The sequence below is a fragment of the Flavobacterium sp. genome (assembly GCF_039916025.1).
Lineage (GTDB): Bacteria > Bacteroidota > Bacteroidia > Flavobacteriales > Flavobacteriaceae > Flavobacterium.
Genome location: NZ_JBDSMB010000129.1, coordinates 1 through 11745, shown reverse-complemented (window position 1 = coordinate 11745; position 11745 = coordinate 1). Strand labels below are relative to the sequence as shown.

The 11745-nt window shown below is 36.5% G+C and carries 9 protein-coding genes and 1 pseudogene; all 10 read left to right on the top strand.

The genetic code is table 11. The annotated features are described in order from the left end of the window. Window positions 1-407: pseudogene (locus ABIQ27_RS09360) on the top strand (hydrogenase); the annotation flags it as partial. A gap of 8 nt (window positions 408-415) precedes the next feature. Further along, window positions 416-949 (top strand): DUF3341 domain-containing protein, encoded by a 534-nt coding sequence (locus ABIQ27_RS09355; protein WP_348033617.1) that lies wholly within the window; start codon window positions 416-418, stop codon window positions 947-949. A gap of 7 nt (window positions 950-956) precedes the next feature. Then, a complete protein-coding gene (locus ABIQ27_RS09350; RefSeq protein ID WP_348033616.1) occupies window positions 957-1517 on the top strand; it encodes a cytochrome c in 561 nt (186 codons plus the stop codon). 27 nt (window positions 1518-1544) lie between these two features. After that, on the top strand, window positions 1545-2879 hold the full coding sequence (locus ABIQ27_RS09345; protein WP_348033615.1) for a quinol:cytochrome C oxidoreductase: 1335 nt from the start codon (window positions 1545-1547) through the stop codon (window positions 2877-2879). A 19-nt stretch (window positions 2880-2898) separates the two neighbouring features. Then, complete coding sequence (locus tag ABIQ27_RS09340; RefSeq protein ID WP_348033614.1) at window positions 2899-4083, top strand: cytochrome c oxidase subunit II; 1185 nt, start codon at window positions 2899-2901, stop codon at window positions 4081-4083. A 26-nt stretch (window positions 4084-4109) separates the two neighbouring features. After that, window positions 4110-5909: a cbb3-type cytochrome c oxidase subunit I gene (locus ABIQ27_RS09335; RefSeq protein WP_348033613.1), complete on the top strand. Its 1800-nt coding sequence runs from the start codon at window positions 4110-4112 to the stop codon at window positions 5907-5909. A gap of 81 nt (window positions 5910-5990) precedes the next feature. Continuing rightward, window positions 5991-7013, top strand: coding sequence for a Holliday junction branch migration DNA helicase RuvB (gene ruvB / locus ABIQ27_RS09330; protein WP_348033612.1), 1023 nt, complete (start codon window positions 5991-5993; stop codon window positions 7011-7013). Between the two features lie 9 nt (window positions 7014-7022). Further along, a complete protein-coding gene (locus tag ABIQ27_RS09325) occupies window positions 7023-8369 on the top strand; it encodes a cytochrome P450 (RefSeq protein ID WP_348033611.1) in 1347 nt (448 codons plus the stop codon). Beyond that, window positions 8366-9295 (top strand): tRNA epoxyqueuosine(34) reductase QueG, encoded by a 930-nt coding sequence (gene queG / locus ABIQ27_RS09320; RefSeq protein WP_348033610.1) that lies wholly within the window; start codon window positions 8366-8368, stop codon window positions 9293-9295. Before ABIQ27_RS09325 ends, queG begins: the two co-directional genes overlap by 4 nt. 79 nt (window positions 9296-9374) lie before the next feature. Next, window positions 9375-11666, top strand: a complete 2292-nt coding sequence (locus ABIQ27_RS09315) for an NADP-dependent malic enzyme (protein WP_348033609.1) — start codon at window positions 9375-9377, stop codon at window positions 11664-11666. Window positions 11667-11745 lie beyond the last annotated feature (79 nt).

Sequence of the window (11745 nt, the reverse complement as noted above, 5' to 3'; positions counted from 1 at the left end):
TGAACAGAGCTACCGGACCTTACTGGTGGGCATACTGGTCGATGATGACATGTAATGTATTTTCTCCACAGTTTATGTGGTTCAAGAAATTAAGAACAAGTATTATGTTCTCTTTCATTATCTCGATTGTGGTAAACATCGGTATGTGGTTTGAGCGTTTCGTAATTATCGTTACCTCATTGCACAGAGATTATCTTCCATCATCATGGACGATGTTCCAACCAACATTTGTAGATATTGGAATTTTTATTGGAACGATAGGTTTCTTCTTTGTGTTATTCCTTTTATATGCTCGAACTTTCCCAGTGATTGCTCAGGCAGAGGTTAAAACAATCTTGAAATCATCAGGAGAAAATTATAAGAGACAAAGAGAAGCAGGAGATCACAATCATTCAGATAAACATTAATAATTGCTATGAGTAGTAATAAAGTTATACACGCAATATACAATGATGATGATGTATTGATGCACGCAGTTCACAAAACGAGAGCCGCTCATCATCATATTGAAGAAGTTTTTACACCGTTCCCTGTGCATGGTTTGGATAAAGCAATGGGACTTGCTCCAACACGATTAGCTATTTGCTCCTTTATTTATGGTTGCATTGGTTTAACTGTTGCCACAACATTGATGAATTATGTTATGATTCAGGATTGGCCACAGGATATTGGAGGAAAACCAAGTTTTGCTTACTATCAGAATATGCCGGCTTTCGTACCAATTATGTTTGAGTTGACAGTATTTTTTGCAGCGCATTTAATGGTTATCACTTTTTATATGAGAAGTAGATTATGGCCATTCAAACAAGCTGAAAACCCAGATGTCAGAACAACAGATGACCACTTCTTAATGGAGGTTTCTGTAAAAAACAATGAAGACGAATTGATGATGTTCTTGATGAACACAGGCGCAGTAGAAGTTAAAGTAGTTGAAATTGATAAGCATTAATATAGATATGAAAAGTTTATTTAAAATAGCATTTGTATTAGGTGTCGTTGTTTCCTTTTCGTCTTGTAAAGATAATTCGAAACCGAACTACCAATACATGCCAAATATGTACGAATCAACGGCTTATGAAACTAATGCAGAGTCGGATGCTTTCAATTCTCCAACAGGATTAAAAGGGAAAGTTGGACAACTTCCACCGGATGGATCAATCAAAAGAGGATTTGTTCCTTACGGAATTCCGAATACCACAGAAGGATATAACTTCTCTAAAACAATTACAACTTCACCGCTTGATTCTACAGCAGTAGATATGAAAAAAGCAGAAGAATTATTTGGTATTTATTGTGCCATTTGTCACGGAACAGCTGGTGATGGACAAGGAAAGTTAGTTAAACAACAAAAATTCCTTGGTATACCAAATTATAAAGACAGACAAGTTTCTGTAGGTAGTATTTTCCATGTTGAAACATACGGACTAAATTCAATGGGTTCTTATGCGAATCAATTGAGTCAACAAGAACGTTGGATGATTGCAGCGTATGTTCTTGAACTTAAAAGCAAATTATAATTGTAAAACAAACTGATTGTTATAGATATGTATACCTTTTCAAGTAAATTAAAAACTTTTTCTTTCATCTTAATGCTTTTAGGAGTTTTAGGTATTGGTGTTGGTTTTTATGTAGCACCAAAAACTATTCAGGATGTTGAGACAATTCTGAAAGCTGAAGAAGGACACCATGAAGGTGGACACGAAGCAGTAGCAGCTCATGGAGAAGTAAAATCTCCAGCAGAAGCTAAAGCAGAACACGAAGAGCATGTAGAACACGTTTTTCATCAATTACAAAATAAACCATGGGCAGCATTATATGTTGCATGTATATTTTTCCTGTTAATAACAATGGGTGTTTTAGCATTCTATGGTATCCAACAAGTAGCTCAGGCAGGCTGGTCTCCGGTATTGTTCAGAGTCATGCAGGGAATTACAGCTTATTTACCGGTAATATCAGTTATCTTTTTTGTATTTCTATTGTTATCAGGATTTCATGTCAACCACTTGTTTGTATGGATGAAAGAAGGAGTTACTGACCCGAATAGCCCAAATTATGACGAAATAATAGCAGGTAAATCAGGATATTTGAATTTTGCTTTTTGGATTTCAAGAGCAGCAATATTCTTATTAGGTTGGAATTTATACCGTTATTTATCAAGAAAAAATTGTTTGGCTCAAGACGAAGCAAGCGATAATATTTTCTACAAAAAGAATTTCAAAATGTCTGCGGCATTCCTGGTATTCTTTATCGTTTCTGAATCTATCATGTCTTGGGATTGGATTATGTCTATTGATCCTCACTGGTTCAGTACACTTTTCGGATGGTATGTTTTTGCAAGTTTCGTTGTGAGTGGTGTAACAGTAATTCAATTGGTAACCATTTATTTAAAATCTAAAGGATATTTAGAAAATGTAAATTCGAGCCATATTCACGATTTATCTAAATTCATGTTTGGATTCAGTGTTTTCTGGACTTACTTATGGTTTTCACAATTTATGTTGATTTGGTATGCTAACATCCCGGAAGAAGTCACGTATTTCAAAACAAGGATAGAAATGTATAACCTGCCATTCTTTGGTGCGTTTTTCATGAACTTTGTATTCCCAATTTTACTTTTAGTCAACAGCGATTTCAAACGTATTTACTGGATTGTAGTTATGGGTGGTATCGTAATATTGGTTGGACATTATATCGATTTCTTCAATATGATTATGCCGGGAACAGTTGGTGACAGATGGTTTATCGGAATTCCTGAAATATCAGCACTATTATTTTTCTTTGGATTGTTCATTTTTGTAGTATTCAGTGCTTTGACAAAAGCACCATTGCTTCCAAAACGAAATCCTTTCATCGAAGAAAGTAAACATTTTCATTATTAATATTTAAAGTAAATTACAAATGACAACTCTTTTGGTACTTATAGTTGTAGTTTTATTGGCAGTTGCCTTATGGCAGTTAACAAAGATATTCGACTTAACTCAAGTTGGCGCAAGCGTTAACGACACTCAAGTCGCAAATGATAATGATAATAAAGTTAACGGTTACCTGATGTTTGGTTTTCTTGTTTTCATTTACCTGACGACTATCTGGTGTCTTGTGTATTATGGAAAATTCCCTTTGATGAGCGATGCTGCATCTGAGCATGGACCATTATTAGATAATCTTATGGTTATCACTATGGTTCTTATATTCGTAGTGCAAACTATCACTCAGGCATTGTTACACTATTTTGCTTTTAAATACAGAGGTAGACAAGGACAGAAAGCACTATATTTTGCAGACAGTAACAAATTAGAATTTATCTGGAGTATCATCCCGGCTATCGTTTTGGCGGTATTAATCCTTTACGGATTGTATGCCTGGACAAACATTATGTTTGTTGATGAGAAAGACCATAAAGATGCAATTGTTATTGAACTTTATGCGCAACAATTCAAATGGGAAGCAAGATATTCCGGAGCTGATGATGTTCTTGGAAAAGCTAACGTAAGATATATTGAAGGTGTAAATAATTTAGGAGTTGATTTATCAGATCCAAATGCACAGGATGATTTTACTTCTTCGGAATTACATATTCCAAAAGGAACAAGAATTATTTTCAAAATGCGTTCTCAGGACGTATTGCACTCAGCTTACATGCCACACTTTAGAGCACAAATGAACTGTGTTCCGGGAATGGTAACTAATTTCTCATTCATTCCAACATTGACTACAGCAGAAATGAGAGATAAGCCAGCTATGATTGAAAAGGTTGCCAATATCAATAACATCAGAGCTAAGAAAAGCGTTGATTTAGTTGCCAAAGGTGAACCGGCACTTGATCCTTACACATTTGATTATATATTATTGTGTAACAAAATTTGCGGTGCATCTCATTACAATATGCAAATGAAAATTGTTGTTGACACACCAGAAGAATACAAAGCATGGTTAAAAGAAAATGCGCCAAAAACTATTGTATTAGCCGTTAAAACTGCAGCAGCAGAAGCAAAAGCAGCTGAAGCTCCGGCAACAGAAACAAAGGATTCAACAACTGTAACAAGCAAAGACACTACTGTAGTTGCTCATGCAGAAGCGAAATAATTTATAAAATTTAAAGTTTACCTAATATGTCAGCAGAAGCTCACAATCACGATCACGGTCACGACGAACACGAACACCACCATAAAGACACGTTCATTACTAAATACATATTTAGTATTGACCACAAAATGATTGCCAAACAATATTTGATTACAGGTATCATCATGGGTATTGTTGGTGTTGGAATGTCAATGCTTTTCAGAATGCAAATCGCCTGGCCTGAAGAATCATTCAAGATATTTAATTTCCTTTTGGGAGATAAATTTGCTCCAAACGGAGTAATGTCAAATGAAATCTACTTGTCTTTAGTTACGATACACGGAACCATAATGGTATTTTTTGTACTTACGGCGGCTCTGAGTGGTACTTTTAGTAACTTATTGATTCCACTACAAATTGGAGCTAGAGATATGGCATCGGGAGTTCTGAACATGATTTCCTATTGGTTATTCTTCATTTCAAGTGTTGTAATGATTTGTTCATTATTCGTTGAATCTGGACCAGCCAATGCAGGTTGGACAATTTATCCACCATTAAGTGCCTTGCCACAGGCTATTTCCGGTTCAGGAATGGGTATGACTTTATGGTTAGTTTCAATGGCTATCTTCATCGCAGCTTCTTTATTAGGTTCATTGAATTATATCGTAACGGTAATCAATTTAAGAACAAAAGGAATGTCAATGACAAGATTGCCACTTACAATTTGGGCTTTCTTTATTACAGCTATTATCGGAGTAATATCTTTCCCAGTATTACTTTCTGCAGCGTTGATGTTAATCATGGATAGAAGTTTCGGAACTTCATTCTTCTTGTCTGATATCTATATTGCTGGTGAAGTTTTACATTATCAAGGTGGTTCTCCTGTATTGTTCGAACACTTATTCTGGTTCTTAGGACACCCTGAAGTTTATATCGTATTATTACCTGCATTAGGTATTACATCTGAAGTTATTGCAACAAACTCCCGTAAGCCAATCTTTGGTTACAGAGCGATGATCATGTCAATTATTGCAATTGCTTTCTTGTCAACTATCGTTTGGGGTCACCACATGTTTATCTCAGGAATGAATCCATTCCTTGGTTCTGTGTTTACTTTCACAACCTTATTGATTGCGATTCCATCTGCAGTAAAAGCATTTAATTATATCACAACTTTATGGAAAGGTAACCTGCAGTTAAATCCTGCGATGTTGTTCTCTATCGGATTGGTTTCTACTTTCATCACTGGAGGTTTAACTGGAATCATTCTTGGAGACAGTACTTTGGATATCAACGTTCACGATACGTATTTCGTTGTAGCTCACTTCCACTTAGTAATGGGTATTTCAGCACTTTACGGAATGTTTGCCGGAATCTATCACTGGTTCCCAAAAATGTTCGGAAGAATGTTGAACAAAAACTTAGGATACGTCCACTTCTGGGTAACGGCAACTTGTGCTTATGGAGTTTTCTTCCCAATGCACTTTATCGGAATGGCCGGTTTACCAAGAAGATATTATACGAATACAAACTTCCCATTATTTGACGATTTGCAAAATGTGAATGTAATCATCACATGTTTTGCTTTGGTTGGTGGAGTTTTCCAATTGGTATTCCTATACAACTTCTTCAGTAGTATTTTCTACGGTAAGAAAACTGTTCAAAATCCATGGAGATCTAATACATTAGAATGGACAGCACCAATTAAACATATCCACGGTAACTGGGAAGGTGAAATTCCTCACGTACACAGATGGCCATATGATTATAGCAAACCAGGATGGGATGAAGATTTCGTTCCTCAGGATGTACCAATGAAACCAGGTGAAGAACAACTACACCACTAATTCATTACTATAAAATATAAAAATGCCTTTCCGACCGAAAGGCATTTTTATTTGCACCCAACTTTGTTATATATTTGTAATATGAACGAAAATCTTGATCCAACCAATTCCAATTTTAATCCCGAAGAACTTGACCTCGAAAAAAAGTTAAGACCATTATCATTTGATGATTTTACAGGACAGGAGCAGGTGTTGGATAACCTAAAAATATTCGTTGAAGCCGCAAATCAAAGAAGTGAAGCGCTTGATCATACGTTGTTTCATGGTCCGCCAGGATTAGGGAAAACTACTTTGGCAAATATCTTAGCTGCCGAATTAGGCGTTGGAATCAAAATCACTTCCGGACCAGTTTTAGACAAGCCAGGAGATTTAGCCGGACTGCTTACCAATCTTGAAGAAAGAGATGTGTTGTTCATAGACGAAATCCATCGTTTAAGTCCGGTTGTTGAAGAATATTTATATTCCGCGATGGAAGACTTCAAAATTGATATTATGATTGAATCCGGGCCAAATGCTCGTACAGTTCAAATCACTTTAAATCCGTTTACACTTGTTGGTGCAACAACGCGTTCCGGATTATTGACCGCGCCAATGCGTGCCCGTTTTGGAATTCAAAGCAGACTACAATATTATAACACAGAACTTTTAACCACAATTGTCCAACGTAGTTCAAGCATTTTAAAAATGCCAATCACGATGGAAGCTGCTATAGAAATTGCAGGAAGAAGCAGAGGAACACCTCGTATTGCCAATGCATTGTTGCGTCGTGTTCGTGACTTTGCCCAAATAAAAGGCAACGGAAAAATAGATATCGAAATTGCTCGTTTCGCACTGAAATCATTGCATGTTGATGCACATGGTTTGGACGAAATGGACAATAAAATTCTAAACACGATTATCGATAAATTCAAAGGCGGACCAGTTGGATTATCAACGTTGGCGACTGCTGTTTCTGAAAGTGGAGAAACCATTGAAGAAGTGTACGAACCATTCTTAATTCAGGAAGGGTTTATCATCAGAACGCCACGCGGAAGAGAAGTTACCGAGAAAGCGTATAAACATTTGGGAAAAATCAAAACCAATATTCAGGGCGGACTTTTTTAAAATATATTTATGTCAGAAAATAAAAAATACAATTATCCAAAACAACTTTCGATAGTTAGGTTTTTATTAAAGGCAGAAAGCATCCGTAAAAACCCAATTCCGTTTCACAAAAAATACTTTGACCAGTTTGGAGATACTTTTTCATTAAAAATTGGTAAAACCAAACATGTAATCCTGTCAAGAGATAACGAAGTCGCGGAATATATTCTTCAGAAAAATCAAAAGAACTATCAAAAATCAGAATTGCAAACCAAATTCATTTCCAAATATTTGGGCAAAGGTTTGTTAACTGCTAATGGCGATTTTTGGTTAAAGCAGCGACGTCTAATCCAACCTGCTTTTCACAAACAAAAAATGAATCAGCTGGTTCAAAACATGGAACAGACTATAGTCGCAGAATTGCAAAATCTACCCGAAGAAAAATCAGTTGCATTATTCCCAATTATGAATCAACTGGCTTTTAATGTGGTGGCAAAATCGCTGTTTCACATATCTGCCAGTGAAGAAAAATTAAACCGGCTAAAAATAATCATAACTAAAGTCCAGGAATTTCTAATCAAGGAAATCCGGTTGCCATACAAAGCGTTTTGGTTTAAAATCAGCGGTCAGATAAAAAAACATCAGGAATTAGCGTTAGAAAGTGATGCCATCATTAAGGAAATTGTAGAAGAACGCTTAAAATCTAACACAAAACAAAATGATTTACTCGACATGCTTCTCGAAACCCGTTATGAAGATACGGGCGAAGGAATGTCAACGCAGCAATTGATAGACGAAATCAAGATTCTGTTTATTGCTGGGCATGAAACCTCGGCAAACGCAATGACTTTTACACTGCATCTTTTAGGAAACCATCCTGAAATTCAACAGAAAATATTCGATGAATTAATCGAAATTGAATCGCAAACAGCTGATCTCGTTGAGCAGCTTCAGAAAATGACGTATACGAATGCTGTTATAAATGAATCGATGCGTTTGTACCCACCAGCCTGGATTACCGATAGAGAAAATATCGAAGATGATAATTTGTTGGGATATCATATAAAAGACAAAACACTAATTGGAGTTTCCTTTTACGAATTGCACCGCAATCCAAAATACTGGGATAATCCTGAAGAATTCAATCCTAATAGATTTCTTGGTGACCAAAAAAAAGAGTCGTATAAATATTTTTATCCGTTTGGCGCTGGCCCAAGAATGTGCATCGGACTTGGATTTGCGATGTATGAAATGAGTCTCGTGCTTTCTCATATTGTAAAAAAATACAAGGTAATTTCTGCTGCAAAAGACATCCGGATAAATCCGTTGATTACTTTAAAACCTGTTGGCGCAGCGGTAACTTTTTCAAAAAGATGAAAGCGGATTCTAAAAAAAACGATTACTCCAAACTAATTAAAGCCGAGGCAAAACGCCTAGGGTTTTTGTCTTGTGGAATTTCAAAAGCCGGTTTTTTGGAAGAAGAAGCACCGCGATTAGAACATTGGCTAAACCAAAATCAACACGGCGAGATGAAGTATATGCAAAATCATTTTGATAAGCGTCTGAATCCAACTTTATTGGTTGACGACGCTAAAAGTGTGATTTCTCTTTTATTGAATTATTATCCTTCCGATACACAAAATACCGACAGTTATAAAATTTCAAAATACGCTTACGGACAAGATTATCATTTTGTCATAAAAGAAAAACTAAGAGAGCTTTTAGATACCATTCAAACAGAAATCGGAGAAGTTTCCGGAAGAGCATTCGTCGATTCGGCACCGGTTTTAGATAAAGCCTGGGCCGCCAAAAGCGGTTTGGGCTGGATTGGAAAAAACAGTAATTTATTGACGCAGCAGGTTGGCTCATTTTATTTTATTGCCGAATTGGTTGTCGATTTAGATCTGGAATATGATTATGCAACAACCGACCATTGTGGAACCTGCACTGCTTGTATTGATGCCTGCCCAACTGAAGCAATTGTATCGCCTTATGTTGTTGATGGAAGCAAATGTATTTCTTATTTCACCATCGAACTCAAAGAAAATATTCCATTGGAAATGAAAGGTAAAATGGATGATTGGATGTTTGGTTGCGATGTCTGCCAGGATGTTTGCCCGTGGAATCGTTTTTCAAAATCTCACAACGAGCCTTTGTTTAGCCCAAATCCGGAGTTATTATCCTTTACAAAAAAAGACTGGGAAGAAATTACAGAAGACACTTTTAAACAAGTCTTTAAAAACTCTGCAGTAAAAAGAACAAAGCTTGAAGGATTGCAGCGAAACATTAAATTTTTAAAATAAATTTCTTTACAAAAGAAACACCTAAAAATTTCCTTTTTACATTCAGTCTTCTACCTTTGTAGTTATCAAAATAAAGACCATGCATAAAGATAGTAAACGAAGAGAAGCGCTTTTATACCACGCAAAACCTACACCCGGAAAAATTAAAGTCGTACCGACAAAAAAATATGCAACCCAAAGAGATTTGTCATTGGCCTATTCTCCTGGTGTTGCCGAGCCTTGTTTGGAAATTGCCAAAGATGTAAACAACGTTTATAAATATACTTCCAAAGGAAATTTGGTTGCCGTAATTAGTAATGGAACCGCGGTTTTAGGACTTGGAGACATTGGTCCTGAAGCTTCAAAACCAGTGATGGAAGGAAAGGCATTGTTGTTCAAAATCTTCGCTGATATTGATGTTTTTGATATTGAAGTGGGAACAAAAGACATTGATGCATTTATCGAAACCGTTAAAAATATCGCGCCAACATTTGGTGGAATCAATCTGGAAGATATTAAAGCACCGGAATCTTTTGAAATTGAAAGACGCTTGGTTGAAGAGCTGAATATTCCTGTAATGCACGATGACCAACACGGAACAGCTATTATTTCTGCAGCAGCTTTGTTGAATGCAGTTGAATTGGCCGGGAAGAAAATGGATGAAGTAAAAATGGTTATTTCCGGCGCTGGTTCAGCAGCTATTGCGTGTGCAAATCTGTATGTTTCTTTTGGCGTGAAGCAAGGAAACATAGTGATGTTTAACAGCAAAGGTGCACTTAAAAAAGACGACCCGAAAATTTCGAAAGAACAAAGAAAATATGCTACAGATAAAGGCTTTCCATCGTTGCTCGAAGCAATGGTCGGAGTTGATGTTTTCGTTGGATTGTCTACTGGAGATATTGTAACTCCAGACATGTTATTGGGAATGGCAAAAAATCCAATTGTATTTGCAATGGCAAATCCAAATCCGGAAATTAATTATGATTTGGCCATCAAAACCAGAAGAGATATTATCATGGCAACAGGTCGTTCTGACCATCCTAACCAAGTGAATAACGTACTTGGGTTTCCATATATTTTCCGCGGCGCATTAGATGTCAGAGCCACCAAGATTAATGAAGAAATGAAAAAAGCAGCGGTTATTGCTCTAGCTGAATTGGCCAAAGAATCCGTTCCTGAACAAGTAAATATTGCTTATGGCGAAACCAAATTAAATTTTGGTAAAGAGTACATTATTCCGAAACCATTTGACCCAAGATTAATTGCAAGAGTTCCGTTAGCGGTGGCAAAAGCAGCAATAGAATCTGGAGTTTCTCTTCAGCCAATTACCGATTGGGAGAAATATGAAGAAGAATTATTAGAGCGTTTAGGTTCTGATAACAAAATGGTTCGTTTGCTAACCAACCGCGCAAAAACGGATCCAAAACGAGTGGTTTTTGCCGAAGCAGATCATTTGGATGTATTGAAGGCAGCACAAATTGCATATGAAGAAGGGATTGCCCAACCAATACTTTTAGGGAATAAAGAATTGATTTTGGAACTAAAAGAGGAATTAGGTTTTGATGCTGATGTGCCTATTTTTGATCCAAAAGATAAGGAAGAAGACGAGCGAAGAATGAAATATGCCAACCTCTATTGGAAGTCAAGACAACGAAGAGGAATTTCGTTGCTCGATGCTCAAAAATGGATGCGTGAACGTAATTATTTTGCCGCAATGATGGTCAACGAAGGCGATGCTGATGCCATGGTTTCAGGATATTCCAGAAGTTATCCTTCGACAGTAAAACCATTGATGCAATTGATAGGTAAAGCACCAGGCATTACGTTGATTGCTACGACAAATATGATGATGACGAATCGTGGTCCAATGTTTTTATCAGATACCGCAATCAATCCAAATCCGACTGCGGATGAATTGGCAAAAATAGCCTTGATGACTGCCAAAACAGTTAGAATGTTTGGAATGGAACCAGTAATAGCTATGGTTTCTTTCTCAAATTTTGGTTCATCACAACATGAAAGCGCTAATAAAGTGAGACAGGCAGTGGCATATTTACATAATTATTATCCGGATTTAGTTGTAGATGGAGAAATTCAATCTGATTTTGCTTTAAACCCGGAAATGCTGAAAGCTAAGTTTCCTTTTTCGAAATTGGCCGGAAAGAAAGTCAACACCTTGATTTTCCCCAATTTAGAATCGGCAAATATTACCTATAAGCTTTTAAAAGAATTGGATCAAGTTGATTCGATTGGACCAATTATGTTGGGAATGGAAAAAGCAGTTCACGTTTTTCAACTGGGTGCAAGCGTAGAAGAAATGGTAAATATGGTAGCGGTTGCTGTAGTTGATGCACAAGAAAAAGAGAAAAGAAAAAAGATGTCTGCCAAATAAGTTTTGTATTATTGTAGAGATATTGCAAAGACATTCTTTCAATTGAAGAATTTTGTTATATTTGGAATTAGATTTTAGT